Source organism: Nocardia sp. CA-084685 (assembly GCF_050955785.1).
Taxonomy (GTDB): Bacteria; Actinomycetota; Actinomycetes; order Mycobacteriales; family Mycobacteriaceae; genus Nocardia.
In genome coordinates this window covers 3,471,765-3,498,138 of the sequence record NZ_CP192094.1, presented here as the reverse complement: position 1 = coordinate 3,498,138, position 26,374 = coordinate 3,471,765, and the positions used below count along the sequence as shown (strand labels likewise).

The 26,374-nt window shown below is 65.4% G+C and carries 26 protein-coding genes; 14 read left to right on the top strand and 12 right to left on the bottom strand.

The genetic code is table 11. The annotated features are described in order from the left end of the window. Positions 1–96 precede the first annotated feature (96 nt). Complete coding sequence (locus tag ACQP2U_RS15975) at positions 97–1,893, top strand: acyl-CoA dehydrogenase (protein WP_433715376.1); 1,797 nt, start codon at positions 97–99, stop codon at positions 1,891–1,893. A 4-nt stretch (positions 1,894–1,897) separates the two neighbouring features. Here the strand turns inward: ACQP2U_RS15975 and ACQP2U_RS15970 are convergent, their stop codons facing one another. From ACQP2U_RS15970 to ACQP2U_RS15955, 4 genes are read right to left on the bottom strand one after another with little or no spacing between them, the layout of a single operon-like run. Continuing rightward, positions 1,898–2,443, bottom strand: a complete 546-nt coding sequence (locus tag ACQP2U_RS15970) for a hypothetical protein (RefSeq protein WP_433715375.1) — start codon at positions 2,441–2,443, stop codon at positions 1,898–1,900. Further along, on the bottom strand, positions 2,443–3,561 hold the full coding sequence (locus tag ACQP2U_RS15965; RefSeq protein ID WP_433715373.1) for a hypothetical protein: 1,119 nt from the start codon (positions 3,559–3,561) through the stop codon (positions 2,443–2,445). Before ACQP2U_RS15965 ends, ACQP2U_RS15970 begins: the two co-directional genes overlap by 1 nt. Before the next feature lie 31 nt (positions 3,562–3,592). Beyond that, entirely contained in the window at positions 3,593–4,033 is a 441-nt protein-coding gene (locus ACQP2U_RS15960; protein ID WP_433715372.1) for a hypothetical protein, read from the bottom strand. Next, entirely contained in the window at positions 4,030–5,718 is a 1,689-nt protein-coding gene (locus ACQP2U_RS15955; RefSeq protein ID WP_433715370.1) for a hypothetical protein, read from the bottom strand. Before ACQP2U_RS15955 ends, ACQP2U_RS15960 begins: the two co-directional genes overlap by 4 nt. 481 nt (positions 5,719–6,199) lie before the next feature. Between ACQP2U_RS15955 and ACQP2U_RS15950 the strand changes: the two genes are divergently transcribed. The 6 genes from ACQP2U_RS15950 to ACQP2U_RS15925 are packed head-to-tail and all read left to right on the top strand — an operon-like array spanning position 6,200 to position 12,967. Then, positions 6,200–6,985: a GntR family transcriptional regulator gene (locus ACQP2U_RS15950; protein ID WP_433715369.1), complete on the top strand. Its 786-nt coding sequence runs from the start codon at positions 6,200–6,202 to the stop codon at positions 6,983–6,985. Continuing rightward, positions 6,985–7,212, top strand: coding sequence for a 4Fe-4S dicluster domain-containing protein (locus tag ACQP2U_RS15945; RefSeq protein WP_040689749.1), 228 nt, complete (start codon positions 6,985–6,987; stop codon positions 7,210–7,212). The genes ACQP2U_RS15950 and ACQP2U_RS15945 overlap by 1 nt, the downstream gene beginning before the upstream one ends. Before the next feature lie 16 nt (positions 7,213–7,228). Beyond that, a complete protein-coding gene (locus ACQP2U_RS15940; RefSeq protein ID WP_433715368.1) occupies positions 7,229–8,656 on the top strand; it encodes an ABC transporter substrate-binding protein in 1,428 nt (475 codons plus the stop codon). Beyond that, a complete protein-coding gene (locus ACQP2U_RS15935) occupies positions 8,653–9,546 on the top strand; it encodes an ABC transporter permease (RefSeq protein WP_433715367.1) in 894 nt (297 codons plus the stop codon). Before ACQP2U_RS15940 ends, ACQP2U_RS15935 begins: the two co-directional genes overlap by 4 nt. Further along, complete coding sequence (locus ACQP2U_RS15930; RefSeq protein WP_433715366.1) at positions 9,543–10,283, top strand: ABC transporter ATP-binding protein; 741 nt, start codon at positions 9,543–9,545, stop codon at positions 10,281–10,283. Before ACQP2U_RS15935 ends, ACQP2U_RS15930 begins: the two co-directional genes overlap by 4 nt. Next, positions 10,280–12,967, top strand: a complete 2,688-nt coding sequence (locus ACQP2U_RS15925) for a fumarate reductase/succinate dehydrogenase flavoprotein subunit (protein WP_433715365.1) — start codon at positions 10,280–10,282, stop codon at positions 12,965–12,967. The genes ACQP2U_RS15930 and ACQP2U_RS15925 overlap by 4 nt, the downstream gene beginning before the upstream one ends. Before the next feature lie 316 nt (positions 12,968–13,283). Here ACQP2U_RS15925 and ACQP2U_RS15920 read toward each other — a convergent pair whose 3' ends face one another. Both ACQP2U_RS15920 and ACQP2U_RS15915 read right to left on the bottom strand, forming a co-directional pair. After that, entirely contained in the window at positions 13,284–13,649 is a 366-nt protein-coding gene (locus ACQP2U_RS15920; RefSeq protein ID WP_433715364.1) for a hypothetical protein, read from the bottom strand. A gap of 220 nt (positions 13,650–13,869) precedes the next feature. Then, a complete protein-coding gene (locus ACQP2U_RS15915) occupies positions 13,870–14,454 on the bottom strand; it encodes an NAD-dependent epimerase/dehydratase family protein (RefSeq protein WP_433715363.1) in 585 nt (194 codons plus the stop codon). 85 nt (positions 14,455–14,539) lie between these two features. Between ACQP2U_RS15915 and ACQP2U_RS15910 the strand changes: the two genes are divergently transcribed. Next, a complete protein-coding gene (locus ACQP2U_RS15910; protein WP_433715362.1) occupies positions 14,540–15,034 on the top strand; it encodes a phosphoribosyltransferase in 495 nt (164 codons plus the stop codon). Between the two features lie 39 nt (positions 15,035–15,073). On the opposite strand, the gene ACQP2U_RS15905 is transcribed toward ACQP2U_RS15910, so the two are convergent. The 4 genes from ACQP2U_RS15905 to ACQP2U_RS15890 form a co-directional block, all read right to left on the bottom strand. Beyond that, positions 15,074–15,613: a MarR family winged helix-turn-helix transcriptional regulator gene (locus ACQP2U_RS15905; protein ID WP_433715361.1), complete on the bottom strand. Its 540-nt coding sequence runs from the start codon at positions 15,611–15,613 to the stop codon at positions 15,074–15,076. A 65-nt stretch (positions 15,614–15,678) separates the two neighbouring features. After that, complete coding sequence (locus ACQP2U_RS15900) at positions 15,679–16,158, bottom strand: hypothetical protein (protein ID WP_433715360.1); 480 nt, start codon at positions 16,156–16,158, stop codon at positions 15,679–15,681. Between the two features lie 144 nt (positions 16,159–16,302). Further along, positions 16,303–16,632, bottom strand: a complete 330-nt coding sequence (locus ACQP2U_RS15895) for a hypothetical protein (protein WP_433715359.1) — start codon at positions 16,630–16,632, stop codon at positions 16,303–16,305. Between the two features lie 395 nt (positions 16,633–17,027). Beyond that, positions 17,028–17,636, bottom strand: a complete 609-nt coding sequence (locus ACQP2U_RS15890) for a helix-turn-helix domain-containing protein (RefSeq protein ID WP_433715358.1) — start codon at positions 17,634–17,636, stop codon at positions 17,028–17,030. Positions 17,637–17,749: 113 nt separating this feature from the next. Here ACQP2U_RS15890 and ACQP2U_RS15885 point away from each other — a divergent pair, with 113 nt between their 5' ends. Continuing rightward, positions 17,750–18,568 carry an MBL fold metallo-hydrolase gene (locus tag ACQP2U_RS15885; protein WP_433715357.1) on the top strand — a complete coding sequence of 273 codons (819 nt, stop codon included), beginning with the start codon at positions 17,750–17,752 and terminating at the stop codon, positions 18,566–18,568. Positions 18,569–18,606: 38 nt separating this feature from the next. On the opposite strand, the gene ACQP2U_RS15880 is transcribed toward ACQP2U_RS15885, so the two are convergent. After that, positions 18,607–19,227, bottom strand: coding sequence for a TetR/AcrR family transcriptional regulator (locus ACQP2U_RS15880; RefSeq protein ID WP_433715356.1), 621 nt, complete (start codon positions 19,225–19,227; stop codon positions 18,607–18,609). Between the two features lie 99 nt (positions 19,228–19,326). On the opposite strand from ACQP2U_RS15880, the gene ACQP2U_RS15875 reads away from it, so the two are divergent. The 3 genes from ACQP2U_RS15875 (at position 19,327) to fadD11 (ending at position 23,202) form a co-directional block, all read left to right on the top strand. Continuing rightward, a complete protein-coding gene (locus ACQP2U_RS15875; RefSeq protein WP_433715355.1) occupies positions 19,327–20,217 on the top strand; it encodes a metal-dependent hydrolase in 891 nt (296 codons plus the stop codon). Then, positions 20,217–21,257, top strand: coding sequence for a PDR/VanB family oxidoreductase (locus ACQP2U_RS15870; RefSeq protein ID WP_433715354.1), 1,041 nt, complete (start codon positions 20,217–20,219; stop codon positions 21,255–21,257). Before ACQP2U_RS15875 ends, ACQP2U_RS15870 begins: the two co-directional genes overlap by 1 nt. 124 nt (positions 21,258–21,381) lie before the next feature. Further along, positions 21,382–23,202 carry a fatty acid--CoA ligase FadD11 gene (gene fadD11 / locus ACQP2U_RS15865; RefSeq protein ID WP_433715353.1) on the top strand — a complete coding sequence of 607 codons (1,821 nt, stop codon included), beginning with the start codon at positions 21,382–21,384 and terminating at the stop codon, positions 23,200–23,202. Positions 23,203–23,218: 16 nt separating this feature from the next. Here fadD11 and ACQP2U_RS15860 read toward each other — a convergent pair whose 3' ends face one another. Next, a complete protein-coding gene (locus ACQP2U_RS15860; protein WP_433716483.1) occupies positions 23,219–24,445 on the bottom strand; it encodes a flavin-containing monooxygenase in 1,227 nt (408 codons plus the stop codon). A gap of 52 nt (positions 24,446–24,497) precedes the next feature. Between ACQP2U_RS15860 and ACQP2U_RS15855 the strand changes: the two genes are divergently transcribed. Next, on the top strand, positions 24,498–25,238 hold the full coding sequence (locus ACQP2U_RS15855) for a helix-turn-helix domain-containing protein (protein ID WP_433716482.1): 741 nt from the start codon (positions 24,498–24,500) through the stop codon (positions 25,236–25,238). Positions 25,239–25,415: 177 nt separating this feature from the next. Next, positions 25,416–26,327: a class I SAM-dependent methyltransferase gene (locus ACQP2U_RS15850; RefSeq protein WP_433716481.1), complete on the top strand. Its 912-nt coding sequence runs from the start codon at positions 25,416–25,418 to the stop codon at positions 26,325–26,327. The last annotated feature ends 47 nt before the right edge of the window (positions 26,328–26,374 follow it).

Genomic DNA, 26,374 nt, shown 5'->3' with positions numbered 1-26,374 from the left:
CGATTCGCGACACATGCGTAGTAATGTACCAAACCGACCCGAGCGAGTACCGCGCCCGTCTGGGCCAGTGCTCCGCCACTGCGAGAGGATGTGCCCGTGCGCTCGAACCTGATCTCCCGTAGGGACCTGGACTTCCTGCTCTACGAATGGCTGCGGGTCGAGGAACTCACGGCGCTGCCCCGGTTCACCGAACACTCCCGGGAGACCTTCGACGGCTTTCTCGACCTCTGCGAGGATCTGGCCACCCGACACTTCGCCACCCACAACAAGCGCAACGACAGCAATGAGCCGACCTTCGACGGCGAGAAGGTCACCATCATCCCGGAGGTGAAGGCCGCGATCGAAGCCTTCACCAAGGCCAATCTCATCGGCGCCGCGATGGATGAGCAGATCGGCGGACTGCAGCTGCCCGCAACCGTGGAGGCCGCCGGATTCTGCTGGTTCCAGGCCGCCAATGTCGGCACCACCGGCTATCTGTTCCTGACCGTCGGCAATGCCAACCTGCTCGCCGCGCACGGCACCCCGGAGCAGATCGACCGCTTCGTCAAGCCCATGGTCGAGGGCAGGTTCACCGGGACGATGTGTCTGTCCGAACCGCAGGCGGGCTCGTCGCTGGCCGATATCGTCACCCGCGCCGAACCCCAGGCCGATGGCACCTACCGGCTGTTCGGCTCGAAAATGTGGATTTCGGGCGGCGATCACGAGCTGACCGACAATATCGTGCACCTCGTCCTGGCCAAGATTCCAGGCGGACCGGCCGGAACCAAGGGCATCTCGCTGTTCATCGTGCCGAAATACCTGGTGGCCGATGATGGTTCGCTGGGCCCGCGCAACGACGTAGTGCTGGCCGGTTTGAACCACAAAATGGGATATCGGGGCACCACCAATACGGTGCTGAATTTCGGTGAGGGCAAGCACAGTCCGGACGGCGCCCCCGGCGCGGTGGGTTACCTCGTCGGCGAACCGCATCGCGGCCTGTCCTACATGTTCCACATGATGAACGAGGCACGCCTCGGCGTCGGTCTCGGCGCGACGGCGTTGGGCTACACCGGATATCTGAAGTCGCTCGATTATGCCCGGGAACGCCGACAGGGCCGCGCGGTCACCGCCAAAGATCCGTCCGCGCCGCAGACGCCGATCATCGAACATGCCGATGTGCGGCGAATGCTGTTGGCGCAGAAGGCTTATGTCGAAGGCGCGCTCGCTCTGCTGCTCTACTGCAACCGCCTCGTCGATCTGGAACGCACCGCAACAGATCCGGCCGCCGAACGCGAACACACCCTGCTGCTGGAAATTCTCACCGGCGTGGCGAAGAGCTGGCCGTCGCAATGGTGTCTGGAGGCCAATAACCTCGCCATCCAGGTGCACGGCGGCTACGGCTACACCCGCGAATACGACGTCGAACAGCACTACCGGGATAATCGCCTCAACCCCATCCACGAAGGCACGCACGGCATCCAGGGCCTGGATCTGTTGGGCCGCAAGGTAATCCAGCATGACGGCGCGAGCCTGCGGCTGCTCGCCGCGCAGATCGAGCGGACCGTACTCGCGGCCAGCGAGGCGGGTGGCGAGTGGACCGAGTTCGGCGGACAGCTCGATGCGGTCTGGCAACGGCTGCTCACCGTCACCGGCTGGATGTTCGCCTCCGGCGATATCGCCGCAGCCATGGCCAATTCCAGCATCTACCTGGAGGCATTCGGCCACGTCGTGGTCGCCTGGATCTGGCTGGAGCAGGCACTGGCCGCCCACGGCAAAGAAGGCGACTTCTACGACGGCAAGCGCGCCGCGGCCCGCTACTTCTTCCGCTACGAATTGCCCAAGACGACACCGCAATTGGATCTGCTGGAGCTGATGGACCGCACCACGCTGGACATGCGCGACGCCTGGTTCTGACCCGTCAGACGACCAGTGGTCGCCGCCCCGGGCGGGTGCGGCGCCAGGCCACCACGAGGAAGACCAGCAGGCCGATCAGCGGCAAGGTGCCGATCGTCCAACTCAGCGGCAGTGGCGGTCCTGGCTGGTCGAGAACGGTGACATCGCCGAGGGTCCCTTCGCCGTGTCCGAGTGGCCCGTCGATCGCGAAGGTGAAGGTGTAGGTGCCGGGGGCGTCGAAGGCCCTGACGTCCAGCCCCCACGAGTCGCGTTTGCGGGGATGACGGACCAGGGGCGCGGCGCGGCGACCGGGCCTGATCGCGGGTCCAGTCAAGCGCAGCGTCCCGGATTTGTCGGCGATGCCGCCGTCGGGCATGAAGGTGAAGTCCAGCGATTTCATCGCACGGATCGGCCAGGTGGAGAAGCCGACGGTCACGCCGTACGGCCCCACCTGGACACGCTCGGTGTGCACAATCTCGACCGGCGCATAGGCGGAGGCGGGGGCGACGGCGATCAGCGACAGGGTGAGCACGGCCAGCACGGTGACGGCGAGCCTGCGCAGTACGGTCATCACACTTCCTTCGTCGCGGGCAGCATGGTGGTGAAGCGCCCGCCGAGGAATCCCGCGAGCAGGCCGAGCGGAATGCCGAGCAGCGTAATCGTCACGATGTCGCCGAGGGCGATATGCGAGGTGGCGCGGACCAGATTCAACTGCAGCGGGAATGTCATGCCGATGATGACACCGGTCACGGCACCGGCCACCAAGACGATCTTGCGCGCATCGAGACCACGGGTACGGGCCAGCCAGAACAACCCTTCGACCGCGACCGCCGCGATGATCAGGAACATCGGCATCATGGCGGGCAGACCCGGTGGCCGCCCGGTCAGACCGTCACGCAGCGGAAGTCCGATCGCCGACGCATAGACTTTCGCGGCCCACGGCGAGAACCACCAGAGGAACGCCTGCATCGCACCGAGCGAAACCGCGATGGCGATGGCCGCGCCCGCACGGGCCAACAGTGCCGCGCCGAGGGTGAGCAGCATCGGCCCGAACCCCACGATGCCCAGGATGGTCGGATCGACTGGCAGATGCAGGTTGTTCAACGCATTGGTGGGAATCGGGGCGAAGGTTATCAGGATCGGAATCGCCACGACGATGCCGATCCGGCCCCAGCGGTGATCGCGGTGCGCGGCGAAAACGATGATGCTGCCGATCATGGTGAGCAAGATGGACAGGAACAGCGCCACATGTGACGGGGTATTGAGCACCGCGTCGAAGCCGTAGATCGAATGCCACTCCAGATCGAGCAGGCCGTAGAGCAGGAAGAGTGCCGCACCGGCTCCGGCGATCATATAGCCGAGCGGTGCGGTGAGGTTGCTGCCGAAGACTCGAATGGGGGTGCCGCCGAGGCGGGGCACCGGCCGACCCGCACGTTGCGCCGAGGTGGCGATGAGAACCATGGCCAGGCTGACGAATCCGGATATCGCGCTGCCGGAGTACAGGAACAGATGCGGCAGGGTGAAGAAGGTATCGGGGCCGACTTCGTCGTGCCACTCGATATCCCAGCTGAGGCCGATCAATGTGACCGCGGTACCGAGTAGTACGCCCCATGCGCCGACGCGAGCCGCGGTGGTGTCATTCGAGATCTCGGGTCCAGTGTCGACTTCGACCGGTGCTGCCGTGCTCATGGTGCTCATTCCTCCTGAGGTGTGCATGGTTTCAGCCGCCGACCCAGATCGGCACCGCGAGTTCGTCGATGCTGTCGTGTTCGTCGATCGATAGTCGAAGCTCCCACGGGCCGGTCATCATCAGTGGCACCGCTGCGGCATGGAAATGTCCCGGACCGGTGGCCATCGCCGCGACCGGTTCTCCGGCGTGGCCCATGAGCGGCTGGTTCGCCTGAATACTCACTGCGGCATGGTCTTTCGTAGCGCCAATGCGGTCGGTGACGGTGATATCAATTGCGGTGCTGCCGATTCGGACGCTGTCGATGGAAACGGTGACGAGATGTTGCGGGGAACCGGTTTTCAATACCAGTGGACCGGATGGGCGCGGCCAGACGAACCAGGCGATGGCGGCCAGCACGATGACGACCACCGCTCCCCCGGCGAGAAGAACACCTTTTCGGGGTGCCGCGATGTTCTCCACTTGCTCGCTCATGGCCGTGCTCCCGCCGCGACATCGAGTACGACGGGGACGGTGAGCACGGTGTAGCGCCGTTCGACCTGGATCCAGAGGCGATAGCGGCCCGCGAGGGGAAAGGTGTAGGTGAACGGCACATCGGGACCGTATGCGGCGACCGTCTCGTCGGGAGCGCTTTCGCCGTTGGCCGGTGGCATGAGCATGGCGCCGCGGCTCGCGGCGGGCTCGGTCATATCCATTCCCGGCATATCCATCCCCGGCATTTCGGACATACCCGGCATGGATGTCGCGCCCATCGAGTGGCCGTGCCCCCAGATGGGTGAAGTCTGCACGGCCGCACCGATATTCGGATCGTCGGGCAGCGGACCCGCCATTATCAGATGGCCGACCATGCCGAGCCACGGCTGCAGATCGGCGGCGTCGCCGAATTCGGCGGTGATGGTGGTCGGCACCCCCGCGACCGGTGTGCTCGTCCGGACAGTGACCTGGTTGCCGTCGACAACGGCGGACGACGCCTTGTCACCGCCACCGAGATGCACTGTGGCACTGGCCGATTCCGGTGCCACAGCACCAGGCGAGACCGTGAATCCGCTTGCCGCGCGCACCATTTGCACCCCGCCGCCGCGCCGCGCCAACTCCGCGGACAGCGCGTATCGCCCAGGCTCGGGTGCGGCGAGATGAACTTGATACCGACCTGGTCCAGTCCGGATCGGGTGCAGATGCGACAGACGACCGGTCGGGCCTACCAGCAGCAGATGCATGAGCGCACTGTCGTGTACGACCAGATCGTCGACGAGCGCACCGGTGGCGGCATCGATCAGAACGAGGTCGAGATCGCCCGGCTGTCCGGCGGTCACGGGCCCACCGGCGACCGTGAGCAGTACCGGCGGCCGCGAAAAGTCCGAAATCAATGGCTGATTCACGGCATAGGGATCGGTGACATTGTCGAGCGTGGGATCGAGCTGACCGCCGGGTTGCGGCGGCAGCGGTAGCGATGCCGAAAGCAGTGCGGCCGTCACCGAAACCGCCACCCCGGCCACCATTCCGGCGGCCGGAACCAGCGCCCACCCGCTGCGCCGAGCACGAATCGCGATCATCACGGCGACGGGTAGCAGGACACCCGCCACCAGAAACCCGCCGTACACCAAGCGCTCCGGCGGCGAGGTCACCTGTGCGGGCACGATGAACGGAATCCTCGTCACCCGCGTGCCGTCACCGACGGCCAGCTCCCACGGACCGGCGCGGTCCATCGGGACAGTCGCCGAGTACATGCCCGCAGTGCCGCCGAGTTCGACAACCGCATCGGCGGTGGGCGCGCCCGGTGCGGGCCGCGTCGACTGCGTCGATGCCCCCGTCGGCGTCGCCGCGAGCGTGAGCCGCCCCGCAGCGGTGCCGGCATGGGTGACCACATCCACCCGCAATGGCCCAGGCACACTGGTCACCCGGCGCAAGATGATCGTGAGCTCCCGATCACCGAGCGACTGCGCGACCGAAATATCCGAACCGGAGGACGCCGAATCCGCCGACACCGAGCCCACCCCGATCGCCATCAACAACGCACAAACCCCCGCTACCAGCAGAGCGCGACCAACACCGGCGACAACAGCCACGCCCGTCATGGTAGGTGTGCGTGCCTGCCAGAACATCACCCCCAGTGGGGATTTCACCTCCCCCGCCGGAGTGATGCCGCTCTGGACCGGCATCCGGATAATCCCCCAGCTCACCGCCGAAACCGCTGGGCCATCTGCTGATTCGATAGCACCCGAATCGGGGTGCACCAGCGCGCCGGAGTGGCCGCCGCCGATGGACGACGGTGCAGTCGACCCGACAACGAATGGAACACGGTGTCGCGGGTAGTGATCACCTGCGGCGGACCGCGACGGGGATCCAACGAGAAGTGGCCGCTCCGGCAGCGCGGGCTCGCTTGGTCAGCGCAATCATGGGGCCCTGTGCGCTGTGGACCAGGCCAACCACGCACGGTGTTGCTCTATATCGCCCCGAGCGCCCGGCATTCGAATCTGTGTGATCGAAACTCGTCGGCCGCGAACAGGGTGGCGCAATGGCCGCTCCGAGCCCCATCCGCCCAGGTCAGAGGCAATAGGGGGCGGCGCAATAACATCCGCTGATTTATGGCGCTCGCTTGCGCGCACTTGGGCGCCCGAGCGGCAGCTATCGTCGCTATCCATGCAGGTCAGCGAAAGAAAGGTGGCGGAGGTGGGAGCCGAGGCGACGCCCGTGCGACGGTTGCGGGCCGACCAGGCGCGCCGGATAGCCGACGTGCTGCGTCATCAGATACATGCGGGCGCGTTCGACGATGTGCTGCCGAGTGAGCAGGAGTTGGTCGCCGAATACGACGCGTCGCGCAATACTGTGCGCGACGCGCTCGCGCTGCTCAAGGATGACGGGTTGATCGATCGGATGCCGAAGGTGGGCACCCGGGTCGCCCGGCGAAAATACGATCACGGGCTCGACGCACTGCTCGGGCTGCAGGAAACCCTCAAGGGCCACGGCACCGTGCGCAACGAGGTGCGCGCGGCCATGCACATCACCGCACCCCCCGCCGTCGCACGCAAGCTCGGGCTCGACCCCGGTGAGCGCGTGGTGTATATCGAACGCCTGCGCTATCTCGCCGACCTACCGCTGAGCCTGGATCTGACCTACCTGGCACCCGATATCGGCACCGAGATCCTCGGTCACGATCTCGAGACCAACGACATCTTCGTACTCATCGAACAGATCAGCGGCGGACCGCTCGGCTCGGCCGACCTTGCGCTGGAAGCGATTACCGCCGACGCGCACACCGCCGCCACCTTGGAAGCACCTGAGGGCGCCGCGCTGCTGATGCTCGAACGGCTGACCCGGCTCGACGACGGCAGACCGGTGGATCTGGAGTACATCCGCATGCGCGGGGACCGAATCACCATGCGCGGCAGCCTGATCCGCAGCACATCCGAATGGAAGGTCATCTGATGGCACTGGCGAACCAACGCACCGATATTCCGGTGACCATCGACGAATCACTATGCATCCAGGGTTGCACGCTCTGCGTGGAGATCTGCCCGCTCGACTCACTGGCCATCAATCCGGAAAACGGTAAGGCCTTCATGCACGTAGACGAGTGCTGGTACTGCGGCCCGTGCGCCGCCCGGTGTCCCACGGGTGCCGTCACCGTCAATATGCCCTATCTGTTGCGCTGAACGATCCGGAAGTCCCATGAAGAAACGCCTCGCTCCGCTGCTCCTCGCCGTCGCACTCGCCGCGGCGGGCTGCTCCCTGCAGAGTTCCGACAGCACCCCCGCTGGAACCGTCAGGGTCGTCGTCGGCTACCAGTCCAAGACCATCAATACCGTCACCGCGGGCACTCTGCTGCGCGCCCAGGGTTATCTGGAACAGCGGCTACAGAAGATCACCGACAGCGGCGGCGCCAAGTACCAGGTGGAGTGGCAGGACTACGACACCGGCGCCCCCATCACCGCGCAGATGCTGGCCGAGAAGATCGATATCGGATCGATGGGCGATTATCCGCTGTTGATCAACGGATCTCGTACCCAGTCCAATGAGCGCGCGAAGACAGCGTTCGTGTCAGTGACCGGCTACAACCCCAAGGGTGCGCTCAATATGGTTGTGGTCCCACAAGATTCGACGGCGACCAGGGTCGGCGACTTGGCCGGGCAGAAGATTTCGGCCAGCGTCGGCTCGGCCGGACACGGCACACTGGTGCAGGCGCTCTCGCGGGCCGGCGTCGATCCGGCCAAGGGCGTCGAGGTGCTCAACCAGCAGCCGCAGATCGGGGCGACCGCACTGGAATCGCACCAGGTCGGCGCGCTGGCACAGTTCGTGGCCTGGCCCGGGCTGCTGGTCTTCCAGAACAAAGCGAAATTGCTCTACGACGGTGCGGAACTGGGTGTGCCCACCTTCCACGGCGTGGTCGCGCGGCGCTCCTACACCGCCGATCACCCCGAGGTGCTGCAGGCCTTCCTCGCCGCCCAACTCGATGCCACGAAGTTCCTGAACGACAAGCCGTTCGAAGCCGCCAAGATCGTCGCCGACGGGTCCGGATTGCCGCAGGAAGTCGTCTACCTCTACAACGGGCCCAGCGGAACGTCTTTCGATACCACCCTCAAGCCCGGTCTGATCGATGCGTTCAAAGCCGACGTGCAGTACTTGAAGTCGATCGGTGACTTCGCCGAACTCGATATCGATAAGTTCGTCGATCCCGCACCGCTGCGCACGGCCTTCGCCGACAACGGCGTCGGCGACTATGACCAGGCGGTGGCCTCCACCGTCAACCCCAGCCGCGTCACCGGCACCGATCCGGTGTGCGCACGTCCGGTGAGCAATGCCGCGCAGGCCGGTGAGCTGTGGCTCGACGGCACGGATCGACCGCAGCCCGCCGCCGATCCGACCTGCCTGCTGCGCGCGGTCCAGGCCGCCAAGGCACAGGGCAAGGTGACCCGCGCCGCATATGTGCCCGATGCCGAACTCGGCACGCGCTGGTTCGCCGATAAGGCGGTGTGGCTGCGAGATGGGGACAGTTTCCTGCCGTTCACGACGCCCGCCGCCGCGCAGCGCTATCGACAGACGCATCCGGCCGCGACCGCGATCTCCTACGATCAGGCCGTCACGGAAGTCCGGCCATGACCGCATCGCACAGCGCTTCGTTGTTGAACGATGACCTGGCAACAGCCGAGCGCGCCACCGCACCGGCCAGCCCCCTCGTAGTCGAACGTGCTGAAACCACTGAAGTACGTGGAAGTTCCGTATGGCGCACCCGAGTGCTCCAAGTGGCGTCGGTCGCGACCGCGATCGGGCTGTGGCAGCTGCTCACCGCCGATAAGGTGCGGTGGTGGCTGCGCTTCGACACGCTACCGACGGTCACCGAGATCGTCCGCGAATTCGGCAAGCAACTGCAATCGGACCAGTTCTACGTCGATGTCGCGCAATCGCTGATCCGGATTCTCACCGGATTCGGGCTCGCGGCCGTGGTAGGGGTGGTCGCGGGCATCGCCCTCGGCCGCTCCGGGCTCTTCGCCGCGGTACTCGGACCGCTCACCGAATTGGCCCGGCCGATTCCGGCCATCGCACTGGTGCCGGTGGCGATTCTGCTGTTCCCGAGCGACGAATCGGGCATCGTCTTCATCACCTTCATGGCATCGCTGTTCCCGGTCCTGGTCAGCACCAGGCACGCGGTGCGCGCGCTGCCGACCATCTGGGAAGACGCACTACGCACGCTGGGCGCATCGCGCACCGATGTGCTTGTGCGAGTGGTATTTCCAGGCATTCTGCCCGGCGTATTCAGTGGTCTGTCGGTGGGCATGGGCGTGGCATGGATCTGCCTCATCTCGGCCGAGATGATCTCCGGTCGGCTCGGCATCGGCTACCGGACCTGGCAGGCCTACACCATCGTCGATTATCCGGCGGTATTCGTCGGCATGATCACCATCGGCATCCTCGGCTTCGGCACCTCCGGAATCGTGGAACTGGCCGGTCGTCGGATCACCCGCTGGCTGCCGAGAGAGGTCGCCGAATGACCACGACAACCGCACCCGCCACCGCCATCGGAATGCGGTTGAGCCTGGATGGAGTTCGCATCGCCTACGGCGGCAAAACGGTGCTCGACAACCTCGAGCTGGCCATTACGCCCGGCGAAATCCTGGTCGTGGTCGGCAAATCCGGCTGCGGCAAGTCGACGCTGCTGCGGGCGATCGCCGGACTGCGCAAGCCGGACCAGGGCGTGATCCGCGCCGACGGCAGTGCCGTGACCGGCCCGTCGGCCGATCGCGCCCTGGTCTTCCAGGACGATGCGCTGCTGCCGTGGCGCACCGTGCGCCAGAACATCGAGCTCGCACTGCAATTGCGCAAAGTCCCGCGCAGCGAACGCAAGGCGCGCGCCCGACATTGGGTGGAGGAGGTCGGGCTCACCGGCTACGGCGACTATCTTCCGCGTGATCTCTCCGGCGGCATGCGCCAGCGAGTTCAGTTGGCGCGCAGTCTCGCCGGATCGCCGCGCGCGGTGCTGATGGACGAACCGTTCGGCGCACTCGATACCCAGACCCGGACAACCATGCAGCGCTTGCTGATCGATACCTGGCGCGCCCATCCCACCACCGTCGTATTCGTTACCCATGACCTGGACGAGGCGCTGCTGCTCGGCGACCGCATCGCGGTACTCGGCGGCGGCGTACTGCACACCGTGGTCGATGTGCCCGAACCCCGCACTCCGGCGGATCGCCGGTCGGTGAAGGCCGAAATCCTGGAGAAGTTGTGAATATTCCCGAGCTATCCGATCGGATCCGGCTCGACTGCGATGTGCTCGTCATCGGCGGCGGCACCGCGGGAACCATGGCCGCGCTGACCGCAGCCGAAGCGGGCGCCGATGTACTGCTGCTGGAGAAGGCGCATGTGCGGCACTCCGGTGCGTTGGCCATGGGCATGGACGGGGTCAACAATGCGGTGATTCCTGGCAAGGCCGAGCCCGAGGACTACGTCGCCGAGATCACCAGGGCCAATGACGGAATCGTCAACCAGCGCACCGTATATCAGACGGCCACCCGCGGCTTCGCCATGGTGCAGCGACTCGAACGCTACGGCGTGAAGTTCGAGAAGGACGAGTACGGCGAGTACGCGGTGCGCCGGGTGCACCGCTCCGGGTCGTATGTGCTGCCCATGCCCGAAGGCAAGGATGTGAAGAAGGCGCTGTATCGCGTACTGCGCCAACGCAAGATGCGCGAGAAGATCCGCATCGAGAACCGGCTCATGCCGGTTCGGGTGCTCACCGACGCGGGCCGCGCGGTGGGTGCGGCCGCGTTGAATACGCGCACCGGCGAATTCGTGGCGGTGGCTGCCAAGGCAGTGATCCTGGCGACCGGTCCGTCCGGCCGCTTGGGGCTGCCCGCATCGGGCTACCTGTATGGCACCTATGAAAACCCGACCAATGCGGGCGATGGGTATTCGATGGCCTATCACGCCGGTGCGGAGCTCAGTGGTATCGAATGCTTCCAGATCAATCCGCTCATCAAGGATTACAACGGCCCGGCCTGCGCCTATGTCGCCAATCCATTCGGCGGGTACCAGGTGAACGCCAAGGGTGAACGCTTCGTCGACTCCGATTACTGGTCGGGACAGATGATGTCGGAGGTCAAGCGCGAAATCGAATCCGCGCGCGGGCCCATCTATCTCAAGGTGTCGCATCTGCCCGATGAGGCGCTCACAACTCTCGAAGGCATTCTGCACACCACCGAACGCCCGACGCGCGGCACCTTCCACGCCAACCGCGGCCATGACTACCGCACCCACGACATCGAGATGCATATCTCTGAAATCGGTTTGTGCGGTGGACATTCCGCATCCGGCGTGTGGGTCGACGAACATGCCCGCACCACCGTCCCCGGACTCTATGCGGCCGGTGATCTGGCATGTGTACCGCACAACTACATGATCGGCGCTTTCGTCTTCGGCGATCTGGCGGGCGGACATGCCGCATCCACACTGTCGGAAGTCACTGCGCCGGCCTACCTTCCGGAAGACCAACTGGCCGCGGCCCACGAGCTGATCTACCGGCCACTGCGGCAGCCGGACGGCCCGCCGCAGCCACAGGTCGAATACAAGCTGCGCCGATTCGTGAACGACTATGTGGCGCCGCCGAAGACGGCCGCGAAGCTGTCGATCGCGGTCGAGACTTTCGAGCGGATGCGCGGCGAGATCGCCGACATCGGTGCCCGCACACCGCATGAGCTCATGCGCGCGGTCGAGGTTTCCTTTATCCGCGACTGCGCCGAAATGGCGGCGCGCAGTTCGCTGACCCGCACCGAATCACGATGGGGTCTCTATCACGAACGGGCCGATCTGCCGCAGCGCGACGATAACGAGTGGCGCTATCACCTGAACCTGCGCAAGAACTCCGATGGCGCGATGGAATTCCTGAAGCGGCCGGTCGCGCCGTATCTGGTACCAGTGCCCGGTCTCGATGACCTGCCCTCGACCGACACCAGCGCGGTCCCGGTAGCGCAACCGGAACTCGTCGGTGGGCGCGCGCCGGCCGATGCACCGCGCACCGTCCGCGCCTCGACCACACCACCGTCACCGCGACTGGTCAGCCTGCTGGCCCTGGATTCGCCTACCGTGCAGGACCTTTCGACCTATCTGTCCGATGCCGATGCCGGTGTTCGGGTGGCGGCACTGTCGGTCCTGACCGAGAACACCCCCGAGGCATTCACCTCGGTACTGATCGGCGCGCTCGATGATGACGCGGCATCCGTTCGCGCGGCCGCCGCGGCCAGCCTGCGCGAACTCGTTGAGGTGCTTCCCGATTCGACCGGCCTCGCCGATCGACTGCACTCCCCCGATCCCGTCGTTCGGGCGACAGTCGTGGATCTGCTGCGCGCGCTGCGAGCCGGATCCGCGGCGCAATTCGTTGCGGCGCTGACTGATTCGGATCATCGGGTGCGCATCGAGGCCGTGCGGGCGCTGGTGTCGCTCGATGACTGGCGCGCCGTTTCCGCCGCGGCGACCGATGAGAACCGCGAGGTGCGCATTGCCGTCGCACACGGGTTGTCGGCGATCGGCGGTCAGGGCACCGAAACCGCGCGGGCCCTGGCCAAGGATCCGGATCCACTCGTGCGTGCCGCCGCATTGGCCGCCTTCGCGAGTCTCGGTGTGACACACGATGACACACCGCTACTTGTCGGCGCGCTCGCACACTCGGCCTGGCAGGTCCGGGTGGGTGCGGCGCGGGGTCTCGCGGGCGCGGCCCCCGATATCGGAGTCATCCCGCTTTCCGAAGCCCTGCATGATCCGCACCTCGACGTGCGCAAGGCGGCAGTATTATCGCTGGCCACCTGGCCGCACAGCGGAGCGGCGCACGATGCGCTGAAGCTCGCGATCGATGACACCGATGCGGACGTGCGCGCCTATGCACGCCGTGCGTTGGACAGTGCACACCCTCTGTCGTAGCCGCATATCGCTTGTGCGGTGTGCGTCATCGCCACCGGGGGGCGACACTGCGCCGCTGCCCGACGGAACTGCGCGGCAGCGTCCTACCCAGGCCGCATCGCCGCGGATTCCAGGCTGCCGCAGCCGTCGACCGCACCCACCGGACTGAGTCGCCACGGACTCCAGGCTGCCGCAGCCCTCGCCCGCACCCACCGGACTGAGTCGCCACGGACTCCAGGCTGCCGCAGCCCTCGCCCGCACCCACCGGACTGAGTCGCCACGGACTCCAGGCTGCCGCAGCCCTCGCCCGCACCCACCGCATTGAGTCGAAATCGGTTTACGCGCAGCGGAATTGGAAGCTTGCGACCGGTGTCGCGCCGGGTGCCACCTCGACCTGGACGTAGGCGATGCTCGCCAGCTCACAGCCGGAGGGCACGGAGGTAACCTGCGCCTGGTAGCAGCCGTTCGGGAAGGCCTGCGTCGCGGTTCCATCGCCACCGGTCGTCAAGGTGGCAAGCACCGGACCGGCGGCGCAGGTGGTGATGCCGACCCCGACACCCGTCACCGGCAGTTGATCGGTGCCGGTGCTCGCCTGCACCTTCAGCGGACCGTCGCTCGGCGCCTGAGCACCGGCCGCGCCAGCGGGCAGCATCGCCACCAGTGCGGCACCGAGTACGGACGTGACGAGCAGCGTGTGGCGCAAACGAGTCTCCTTCGGCCGATGTGAGCGGATCCGGGTGATCGCCCCTGCCACCGTATTCCAAACCGACCCCCACGGCCACGACCGAGGCCATCTGCCGATCAGCGTCACCGGGCCTGGCCGCGGGTCGACGGCAACACAGTGTCGCTGGTCTCCGATCACTACCGCCGAACCGTTGATGTTTCCGTACCTGATGCGATGGCGTCCAGAGTCGCGGCGAGGATCAGACCTGGTCCGCGATAACAACCACACCACTGGGCGCATCGACCAGCGGAACCGTCCGCGCGGCAGCATCATCCACGTGCACGCGCGGATGATCAGGCAGCTCGGATTCGTAATATGTACCCGGACCATAGAATTGGCCATACTTCACGACCACGCCGCCGATACCGAGTACCGCCGCCTCGAATTCCTGGATGCCCGCCCCGCGACCGGCGGCCGGCTCCCACGCAATGCTCTGGGCGAGAAAGCGTTTCGCGTCCGCGGCCTGCGCGGCTGTGATCAGATTGCGGGTGCCCTCGGATCGGATGCGCGCATTCGCACCGGCGAGTTCCGGCAGCAGCGCGGCATCGTCGGGCAAATCGGTGAGCTGATGCATCACCAGATCCGGTCGGAAGGCGACGACCGCCGCGGTGAGCGCGTCGAGGTCGTACACATCGCAGACCACCGGTTCCGCACCGGCGGCGCTGACCAGGTCGGCCCTGGCCGCGGACCGGGTCATCCCCGCAACCTCGTGTCCGGCCTCGATCAGCAAGGGCAACAATCGTGTTCCGATGACGCCGGTCGCGCCGGCCAAATAGATCCGCACCCATCCCACCCTAGTTTCCCGCATCAATACTACGTAGCTGGTCGTATGCTCTAGGCCCAGCGGTATCGAGGGAGATGGAGCATCCGTGCCGGATCGAGAAGTGCTGACCTGGGAATTATTCGGGACGGCGAGTCGCGAACTCGCCACCGAAATCGCCAAGGACGGGTTCGAGCCGGATCTGATCCTCTCGATCGCGCGCGGCGGACTATTCGTCGCCGGGGCACTCGGATACGCACTCGACGTCAAGAACCTGCACGTGATGAATGTCGAGTTCTATACCGGTATCGATCAGCGCCTCGATCTCCCCGTCATGCTGCCGCCGGTCCCGCAGGCAGTCGACCTGGCCGGCGCGACGGTCCTGATCGCCGACGATGTGGCCGATACCGGCGCCACCCTCAAACTCGTACGCGACTTCTGCATCGACCATGTCGCCGAGGTGCGCTGCGCGGTCGTGTACCAGAAGCCGCATTCCGAGGTCGACTGCGAGTATGTCTGGCGGCGCACCGACCGCTGGATCAACTTCCCCTGGTCCACCGAACCGCCGGTCGTCGATCGGCAGGCCCGAGTGCTCGACGCCTGAGGCACACGACTCGGCACGCCCGCTTTCGTGCGACGGTGACTACCCGCCGGATCGCTGGGCCGTTGCGGCCTCGAGGCGGGCGCCGAGCGCGTTGACCTGGTCGCGCAGTTGGATGAGATGCTCGATCGGATATCCGACCTCGGCCATGACGGCCTCGATCATCTCCCGGGCCCGTGGTTGCAGTGCACGTCCGGCTTCGGTGGCGCGCAACTCGACGGCGCGGCGATCATTGGTGCTGCGAACGCTGTCGACCAGGCCATGTGCCTGCAGCCGCTGGACGAGCGGCGAAACCGTGCCGTAGTCCAGTTGCAGCTGTTCGCCGAGTTCCTTCATGGTCATCGTGGGCCGCTCCCACAACACCAGAAGTGCCAGATACTGCGGATAGGTCACCCCCATCCCCTCGAGAAACGGCCGGTACGCCGCGGTCATCGATCGGGATGTGGAGTACAGGGCAAAACACAGTTGTGACGCGAGCGAGAGCAGGTCGGCATCGGATCCCCCGACGGCCGCGGTAGTCCCCTTGGACCCCGCGGCCGCTCCGACACGCACCACTGGTGTGGGATGCGCTTCTTCGGGCATGGATCTGACTGTACGCACCCTTGTGCCCCTGATCGCACCATCCCTCGTTCAGTGGACGACTCCGGCTAGCTGATATCGATCGTCCCGTCGAACACCATCGGGGTCGGGCCCGGGTTGCAGTCTCGGAAAGAGCTCGTCGGCATGGGGACGCCGTAGCCGATCATGTTGGGCGCGCCGTCCTGCCCCTTGGTGACGGTGATCTGGATCGCCATCGCATCGGGTGCGAAAACCATCACCGGTTCGGCCGTAGTGATCGGATAAACCAGCGACACGGTGTTGCCGTTGACCCGGAGACAGGTGACAGGACCGGTGACCTTGATCGGCAGCTGCATATTCCCGACTCGGCCGGTGGCGGCATAGGTGCCGGTCGCGGGACCATCGCCCTGTCCCTGCGCCTGCACGTGTAGGACGCTCATGCCCAACGCCTGCATATTGCCGTTGATCGATACATTGGTGGGCTCGGCCGCTGCCTGACCTGCCGCCGCAACCACCGCTGCCCCGGCTATAGCCGCAGATGCGGCGATGCGAGTGAGCGAAGTTGTCATAGTGATACCTCCTACTGTTGACTGTGCGGACGGTTACCCGGGGCAGCAGCAACCATGCCTGGCACATTCGCGACACGACTGTCGCGCAGGAGGGCATGACGATCCAGCAAAGATGAACCGCCACAAGCACCGGCTACCTGGTCATCACCTGCGGCGGGGGCCTTTCGTGGGCCTGCGCAGACCCCATACCTCGAGGGTTGTCGCGATCGCCATGTATTGCAGATAGGCGGCAATGACGAGTTCGGCGCCGTAGTCGTGCAGCCATCCCCGCAGAGGCAGCAGCGCCACCAGACCGAGGCAGATCAGCAATGCGCCCAGCACAAGTGCGGGAATCCTCAGCGGCGCGAGCTGCTCATCGAGGAGTGCACGGGCGGCCCGCCCCGAATCCGTGGCAGAGCGCGAGTTCGGCTGGGGGGCGGGGGCGGTGGGCCCGCCTGCGTTGAAGGGGTTGGGTATTGACGCTGCGTTAGCCATAGCGTTCTCCGGGCCGACACTCGGATCGGCCTAGGTAGCGATTCGGTATGGAATATGGCGCGAGACGGGTGATCGCCATGATCGGCGACCGATCCGTCCTGTCATGCGGCGCGATTGCCGCTCCCCGACGTTTATGAAGGCTAACTATTCGCTGGGCGTTGTGGGGCAGTTATCGAACTCCGAAAAGGACCGACTACTCACCCGACGTCGCGCGTGCGCGCGAGACCGAATCGTGACCTTCGCGGCAGATTTGGCCCTGAACTAGGGAAATACCCTGTCCGGAAAGCGAAATTCCGGCGCGCCCCAGAGCGAGCGCAGCCTGCTGGCGTTACCGAACCGATATCCCAGCGGCACAGCGTTCTCCGTAGTGCTCCTTGGTCGATGACTGCGGCAGATCAGGTTCTGCGCGAGATGACCATGATGTATTCGCAGGGAACGACCGTTCGGTTGGCGAAGCCGTGGTCCGCGTCGGCCTGGAAGAACAGGGAGTCGCCTGTGTTCAGGGTCTCGCTGATCCCGCCGATCGCGACGGTGAGGGCGCCCTCGAGCACCACGAGTTGTTTCTCCGTACCCGGCGGATACGCGGGTAGCAGTCCGGTAGAGACCTGTGCGGGGAGGTAGTGGACGACCATCTCGGCTCCGCCCGCGCCCGGGGCCGCTGACACCATGTGCCGCTCGAAGCCGGTTTCCGGGTCACGGAAAACGGGGCGATCGTTCTTGCGCATGACAACGGCCACACCAGACGCGGCAGCAGTTGCCCCACCGATCAGGTCCGAGAGCGACGTGTCGAGCGCGTGGGCGATCCTGGACGCGACGCCGATCGTCGGGCTCTTCTCACCGCGTTCGACCTTGGACAGCATCGCCCGGCTGACCGACGACTGCGTGGACAGCTGCTCCAGCGTCAGGCCCGCCTCCTCGCGGCGTCGCCGCACGTTACCGCCGAACGCGCCGGCTAGGTCGTCACCGTGTTGTGGTTCGCCCGCGCTTCCGTCTTGCTCGACCACCCTGCTCCTCGATCGATGGGTACCTCGCTGCGAACAGTGTATATTTCTCCTAAAGAAGAAATCGTCTTCTATCGGAGACGCACGATATGTGCCCAGCACGACGGAGGTTCACCATGCGTTTGATCTCGAGTGGCCAGCACCATGCCACGTTCGAATTCGGTGATCTGCAGGTGATCTCCTTGCGAGACGGGTACATCGACATGCCGCCGACACGGCTCCGCGACGAGGATGGGCGCCCGCTCGAGGAGCTGCCAGCCGCCGTGCCGCTGGCCGGCGACAACTTGCGGCTGTCGGTCAACGCGTTCTTCGTCACCGACGGCACGCGGTCGGTTCTCATCGACACCGGCGCGTCCAACGCATGGCACGAGCCGACCATGGGATTGATCTACGACGCGCTCGACGAAGCGGGAATCGACCCTGTGCATGTCACCGATGTGGCCATTACCCACAAGCACGAAGACCACGTGAGCGGCCTGATCGCGCCGGACGGTTCAGAGGCGTTCACCAAACTCGAGCGCGTATGGATCGGCGCGGGCGACACTTCGGTGTTCACGGGGCGGCTCGAGCCGATCCGCGGCCGGGTCGTACCCGTGTCGGAGCAGGTCGCGATCAACGACTGGACCACCGCGATCCCGACACCGGGCCACACACCCGGTCACACCGTCTACGACATCAGGAGCGGCACCGGCCACCTACTGGTCTGGGGCGACACCGTTCACGTTCCCACGCTCCAATTCGATCAACCGAACGTGTCCTGGGAGCTCGACGGCAACCAGCCCCAGGCCCGCACCGCGCGAGCAGCCCTCCTCGAACAACTGACCCAACCACACCATTTCGTAGCCGGCGCCCACCTCGACTCACCCGGCATCGCCCGCGTAACACCCTCCGGTGACGGCTATGCGCTGGAATACCTCGCTCCACCCATCGGCTGATCGAGCGTGTGGCCCGCGGGACCAGCGCCGTTGCAGTACTAACCGCGGGCACCGGTCACAACCGGCACCAAATACCTGTGCGCGAATGCGGCGAGCTCGTCGTCGGAGCGCAGCGGGGCTGTGCCGTGCGGGGCGAGTACGAGCGAATGGACTATGCGGCAGACGATTTCGGCGCGGGTCATCAGGTCGTCGGTGTCGGCGAGCAGTCCGCGCTGTACCGCGCGTTCGAGCGTGCTGGCGGTTGCGGCAACACACATGGTGAAGGTAGTGGCGCCATCGACGGTGAGTTTCATGATCACTCGCTCGGGTTCGATCGCCAGCATTCGTTCGACCATGGCATGGGTGCGCCAGCGTGTCACGACCGTGACGAATACGTCGGCGACGAGACCTTCGATGCTGTCGTGATGTTCGGGCATTGCGGCAAGTTGCGCCAGCAGCGTCGCGACCTCACGGCTGATTACGGCTTGCACGAGATCATCGCGTGAGCCCACCCGCCGGTAGACCGTGACTCGGTCCACCCCGGCCTGCCGGGCGACATCCTCGATCGTCGACTTCTTCACGCCGACCTTCGAGAACTGCACGAGGGCGGCGTCGAGGATCCGTGTCTCGAGATCGGCCGCATCATCGCGGCTCAGGGGTGCTTTCGACGCCGTCTTCACTCGTTCGACGCTAGCAGAGTGCGCCCACCGTGCAACAATTTCGACGAAAATGTTGCGAGCAACATTGCAATGCAATTTGTTGCACTGTACGGTCGCCGTATGGCTGACACGGCTGGCGCGACGAAGCGCACCTACGGCGACGACGTGCACGCGATCAACGCTCGCGATGTCCATTTCGAGTTCGATTCCGTGCCCATGCACTACATCCCCGGCGAGGTGCTGGCCACGCACATCGTCAACGTCATGCATCTGGTGCTTCCCGAGGGTGAGCGGGCCATGGCGCAGGCCTTGGCCGAGGCCCTGCCGCATATCCAGGACGAACGGTTGCGGGAGGAGGTGATCGGGTTCGTCGGACAGGAGACCATGCACGCCAACAGCCATGAGGCCGCACGCGAGCACCTGCGGTCCATCGGCCTGGACGTGGACTCCTATGTGCGCAAGGTGGCATGGCTGGTCGACCGCATTCTCGGTGATCACGGCCTGACCGGACGAGCCGAGGATCAGTGGCTCAGAGAACGCCTCGGCCTGTTCGCCGGGATGGAGCACTACACGGCCGTGCTCGGCGAGTGGCTGCTCAACGCGGACATCCTCGAGGAAAAAGGCATGCATCCGGCCATGCTGGACCTGGTCCGCTGGCACGGTGCGGAGGAAGTCGAGCACCGCAGCGTGGTCTACGACGCCTACATGTATGTCGACGGCAGTTACGCACGCAGAGCACGGACCGCGATCCTGGCCAGCCTGACCCTGCTGCCGCTGTTCATCGTTTCGACGGCTTACATGCACCGGAAGGATCCGGAGGCCGATAAGGGCAAATTCTGGTTGCGGCAATTCGTCAGCGCGACCCGGCGCGGCGTGATCCCCAGTTGGACGGTGTTCCTGACCGAGATCCCGCGCTATCTGCGACCGGGTTTCCATCCCTCACAGCTGGGTCCGATGGACAAAGCGCTGCGGTATCTCGGGCACTCGCCCGCCGCACGGGCAGGTCACTGATGGGTAAGCCGACCGAGCCCACCCTGGTGAGTCTGCGAGCACTCGGCGCGATCATGGACGCTTACAAGAGCGTCTTCGTGAAGGGCGGCGCCGCGCCGCTGCTTTCGCGCCCGAATCCGGTGCGGCGCAGTGGATTCGAGCTGGATGTGCGCGTCGAGAGTATCGAACGCCAGACCGCTGATGTGGTGAGTCTGACGCTGCGCGCGACGCGGGGCGGACCGCTGCCGACGTGGCGGCCGGGCTCCCATGTGGATGTGTTTCTGCCCTCAGGGCGGCAGCGGCAGTATTCGCTGTGCGGGGATCCGTCGGATCGGTTCCGCTACCGGATCGCGGTGCGACTCATCCTGGACGGCGGCGGGGGCTCCCGGGAGGTGCACACGACGCTGCGCACCGACGACCGGCTGCGAATTCGCGGCCCCCGCAACGCATTCACCTTCGTGGATGCCCCGTCGTATCTTTTCCTGGCCGGTGGCATCGGCATAACACCGATCCTGCCCATGGTGCGGGCAGCGGGCTCCCGTGGTCGGCTGGTGTATGTCGGCCGGTCGCGCGACACAATGCCGTTCCTGCACGAGTTGCCCGGCGCGGATATCCGTCCCGATGATGAATTCGGTGTCCCCGATATCGCCGAACTCATCGCTCGAGCGAAACCCGGTGCGGCAGTGTACGTCTGCGGACCACCGCCGATGCTTGCGGCGGCACAGCGTTGCATGTTCGAGCTGAATCCGACCGGGTCGCTGCACACCGAGCGCTTTTCGGCGCTACCGGTCGTCGATGGCCGCGCATTCGATATCGCCCTCGCCCGCACCGGCGGCTCCGTTCGCGTAGCCGCGGACGAGACCGCACTGACCGCGCTGCGCCGTCGGCTCCCCGATATCGCCTACTCCTGCCAGCAGGGCTTCTGTGGCACCTGCAAGGTCGGTGTCGTGTCCGGATCCGTCGATCACCGCGACCGACTGCTCACCGAATCCGAACGTGCCGACCACATGCTGGCCTGCGTATCGCGCGCCGCTGGTGACGAACTCGTACTCGACCTCTGAACGGCCGGAGACCCGCTGATGGCGGCGCTTGTGCCCGAATCCCGAAAGGCTTTCGCGTCCAGTCGATTCGTCATCGAAGCTCTTGAATCCCTTGCCGCACAGGCTATCCGAAGAAAGCACAGTTATGAGCGCTCCCCGTTTCGATACCCTCTGCGCCGCCTTCCAACACACCGCCGCCATCGATCCCGACGCCGTCGCGGTGCGTACCGTGGGTAGCACCCAGGAGCTCACCTGGGGTGAATACGCCGCCCAGGTCCGCCGCATCGCGGCCGGTTTCGCCGCGCTCGGCATCGGCCGCGGTGACACCGTGGCCTTGATGATGGGCAACCGGGTGGAGTTCTACCCGATCGACGTCGGCGCACTGCACGCCGGAGCTACGTCCTTCTCCGTCTACAACACGCTGCCGCCCGAGGGGATTTCGCATGTACTGAGTAATGCGGGGGCATCCGTGGTGGTATGTGAAGCGCAATACCTAGACCGCATCCGGCGCTCCGGCGCGACCCCCACGCACATCGTCGTAGTGGACGGCCACCCGAGCGAGGGCACACTGACCCTGCAGCAGCTGCAGACGCTCGGCACCAGCGACTTCGATTTCGAGAAGTCCTGGCAAAATACGAACCCCGATGATGTCGCCACCCTCATCTACACCTCCGGCACCACCGGCAACCCCAAGGGCGTCGAGACCACGCACGCAAACCTGCTGTTCGACGCGCATGCGCTGGCCCAGGTGCTGCCGATCGAATTCGGCGACCGGATCACTTCGTTCATGCCATCGGCCCATATCGCCGACCGGCTGACCGCGCTCTACCTCCAGATAGTGTTCGGCACGCAAGTGACGGTGGTAGCCGAACCCGCGCTCATCGCGGCCGCACTGCCGGATTGCCGCCCGACCATCTGGGGTGCGGTACCGCGGGTGTGGGAGAAGCTGAAGGCCGCGATACAACTCGGCGTCGCCAACGAACCCGATGCGGCGCGCGCCGCAGCTATGCACTGGGCCCTCGACACCGCACGCAAACGCATGGACCTACTGCGCGCCGGAGCCCCCGTTCCGGCCGACCTTGCCGCCGAATTCGAGAAAGCCGATGCCGCCGTATTGTCGGTGCTGCGCGCGAAACTCGGCTTCGACGAACTGAAATGGGCAATCTCCGGCGCGGCGCCGATCCCCGCCGACACCCTCGCCTTCTTCGCCGCGCTCGGACTGCCCATCTCCGAAATCTGGGGCATGTCCGAACTCACTTGCATCGCCAGCGTATCCGCCTATGACCCAACCGAACTCGGCACCGTCGGACGTCTCGTACCAGGTATGGAGATGCGGCTCGCGGGCGACGGCGAACTGTTCGTACGCGGTCCGCTGGTCATGAAGGGTTATCGCGGCGAACCGGACAAGACGGCCGAATCCGTCGACGCCGACGGCTGGCTCGCGACCGGCGATGTGATGACTCGCGACGACAATGGCTGTTTGCGCGTCGTCGACCGCAAGAAGGAACTCATCATCAATGCGTCCGGGAAGAATATGTCTCCCGCCAATATCGAGAACGCGGTACGCGCGGCGTCCGCCCTGATCGGCACCGTCGTCGCGGTCGGCGACGCCCGCCCCTATGTCACCGCCCTGGTGACGCTGGACCCGGACACCGCCGCGAGTTTCGCCGCCGAGCACGGCCTACCGGTCGCCGCCACCGCACTCGTCGAGCATCCGGACATCATCGAACGGGTCCGCGCTGCTATCGATTCCGCAAACCAAGTCCTGTCCCGCGTCGAGCAGATCAAACGCTTCCGTCTGCTGCCGACCTTCTGGGAACCCGGCGGCATCGAACTCACGCTCACCATGAAGCTGCGGCGCAAGCCCATCAACGAGGTGTATGCCACCGACATCGACCTGCTCTACGCCGACCCGCAGCCCGCTGGCGTGCACACGCCCGCCACGAAGGAGAGCGTCTCCCGATGAGCCACTGGTGAGCCGATTACTTTGTGCGGGAACCGGTTTCGTAGGCGGCGAGGTCTACGCGGGCGGTGGCTCGAGCGTAGGCGATGTGCGAGCCGGGCCAGACGGCGACGACCTTGCCGGTCTCGGTGTGGTACCAACCGGGACAACCACTTGTGAAAACCGTTCCGGCGAGGCGGTTTTGCAGATCGCGGTTGTAGGCGTCCTGGACTTCGCCGCGAACATCGAGCCAGGCACCGGTACGCACGCTGTGTTCGAGGGCGAGGCGCGCATAGCGCGCCTGTTTCTCGAGCAGGAAGATGATGGTGTTGGTGAGCGAGCCGGTGTTGGGGCCGTAGATCATGAACAGATTCGGGTAACCCGAGACCGTGATGCCGAGATAGGCCTCGGGTCCCGTTTTCCACTCGGTGTGCAGTTTGCGTCCGTCGCGGCCGGTGATGTCGATCGGGGCGAGGTATTCGGTGGCCGTGAATCCGGTGCACCAGACGATCACATCCGCGTCGACCTCGGTGCCATCGTCCAGCACCAGGCCCGACTCCTGTACGCGGGCAACGCCTTCGGTGTGCACGCTGACATGCTCGCGGTCCAGTGCGGGATACCAGTCATTGGACGGCAGCAGCCGATTACATCCGGCCTTGTAATCCGGGGTGACCTTGCGACGCAGCTCCGGATCACTGATCTCGCGACGGATCTTCCAGCGCAGCCAGGCGTGTATACCGACCCGAAGTGGATCGAATCCATTGAAGATGATGGGAACTCGCGACTCGTACCACAGCCATTCCAGATTGTGCTGGGCGCGGGCCAAGCCGGGGACGATGCGCAGGAGTCGACGGCTGCGCGGGTTGGTCTTGTGGTTCCACTTGTTGCCGACCCAGTTCGGGGAGCGCTGGATCACCTGCAGTTCGCGCACTCGGTCGGCAATGGCGGGAACGATCTGCACCGCACTGGCCCCGCTGCCGACGATCGCGACTCGCTTGCCGGTGAGATCCACCGAGTCGTCCCATTCGGCGGAGTGGAAGTGCTTGCCCGCGAAGGCGTCCAGCCCCGCGAGCACCGGGACCTTTGGCCGGGACAGCTGCCCGGTAGCGCAGATCAGCCCGTCGAACCACTGCTTCTCACCATCGGCCAGCTCCACCTCCCAGCGTCCGCTGTCCTCGTCGAAGGTCGCCGCGATGACCTCGGTATCGGTCCGAACCTTCGGCGCCACACCATATTTGACCGCAGTGCGCTCCAGGTAGGCGCCGATCTCTGCCTGGGTGCCGAAACGCTGAGACCACTCGGTCTCCAGTTCGAACGAGATCAGCAGCCCGACCGTGCGGCACGCGTGGCGAGCTGGAGTCGATTACATGGACATCGCCTACTCCTTCGGGCGGTGGCGTTTCGATGAGAACAACGGTGGCGGCGCGGCGGCGATCATCGACTACTCCGGCGTCCCCGACGATCTGCGCACATTCCTGCTCGAACGCGATATCGCCGAGTTGATCACCGTGGACCGAGAGGTGTTCGGCGCGCCGGTATCGCCGGATATCGTCGAACTATCCTGTCCCGCACCAAAATACGCCGATATGTTCACCGAACTGATCGGCATCGAGCCGGTGTTCGACGCACCGGTGACCCGCATCGTCATGACTCGCGAGACCCTCGATCTGCCTATGCCGCAGGCGAATCCGCATGCCGCCCTACTCGCCGAGCAGCAAGCCAGCGAGATCATGCAGCGCCGCCGCGATCGGCAGGGTATCGCCGCCCGGGTCCGCGCGGCCCTGCTCACCCACGGTGTCACCGCGAGCCAAGACGAGCTCGCCGCCGCGTTGCGCCTGAGCGTGCGCACCCTGTGTCGCCGCCTCGACGCCGAGGACACCTCCTTCCGCGAACTCGCCATCGAAACCCGCCAATTATTGGCCGAGGAACTGCTCACCATCGGCACCACCGTCGAAGATGTCGCCCAACGCCTCGGCTATGCCGACGCCTCCAGCTTCACCCACGCCTTCACCCGCTGGACCGGAACCACCCCTGGCCGCTTCGCCCGAACCCGCCGTTGACCGCAATTTCAACGTTTCAGGTTGGCCTGCGCTTGCGGCGGTCGCCGAACACCTACTCGAGGCCGTGGCCTACCTGACCTTCCCGCAACCCACGACGCAGCCCGGAGCCGTTATCCGGGGAGCTGGTGTGGCTGAGTTCACGGTGCTCGCGTCGTGTTCGTGAGTAGGTTCTTGATCATGGACAACCAGGGACCCAGCCGGACAGCGCTCGTCACCGCCTACGCCCGCGCCTATCACCAAATCGCTGACCAGCCAAGGATTCTTACCGATCCACTGGCGGCACGTCTGCTGGGTGTCACTGCGGACGAGCTGACCGAATTCGGCCGCCCCGCAGAGGATCGTCCCGGTAGCGATGTCGACCCGGGAATCCTGCGGCTGGGTGTCAGTAATCGGCCGCGCCGCCTGTTCTTCGCTGCTCGTGCCCGCTTCGCCGAGGATCGCGTGGCCGCGGCCGTCGCGGCCGGCGTGCGGCAGGTCGTGATCCTCGGCGCGGGCCTGGACACCTTCGCCTACCGCAACCCGCATCCGAACTTGCGTGTATTCGAGGTCGACCATCCCGCTACCCAAGCGTGGAAACGCCAACGCCTCGCCGCCTCCGGTATCGACCAGCCCGAGCGGTTGACTTTCGTGCCGGTCGACTTCGAAACCGACACACTGGCAACAGGATTGGAGTCCGCTGGATTCAGCCGGACCGATCCGGCCGTATTCGTGTGGCTCGGTGTCGTCTTCTACCTGACCGAGGACGCCGCTCAGACCACCCTCGAATACATCGCTCGTCAACCCGAGCCGGTCGAGGTGATCTTCGACTACCTACAGCCAGCAGACACCGACGAGGAACGTGCGCAGCTGCAGGCGCGCGCGAATCGAGCGGCAGCTGTCGGCGAGCCCTGGTTCAGCTACTTCACCCCCGACGACATCGCTACACAGTTGCGCGCACTCGGCTTCACCGACGTCGAAGACCACTCCGCCACGGACCTCATCGCTGGATACCTCGATAGAACCGCGGAAGTCGAAGACGAACCATTCCAAGCACTGCGCCCGGTCCGCATACTACGGGCGAGCCGCTCAGGATTCCCCGCAAGTTTCTAGCCAGCGCAGGCCAGCCGCGCACGATAAATGTCGTATCGGCGTTGGTT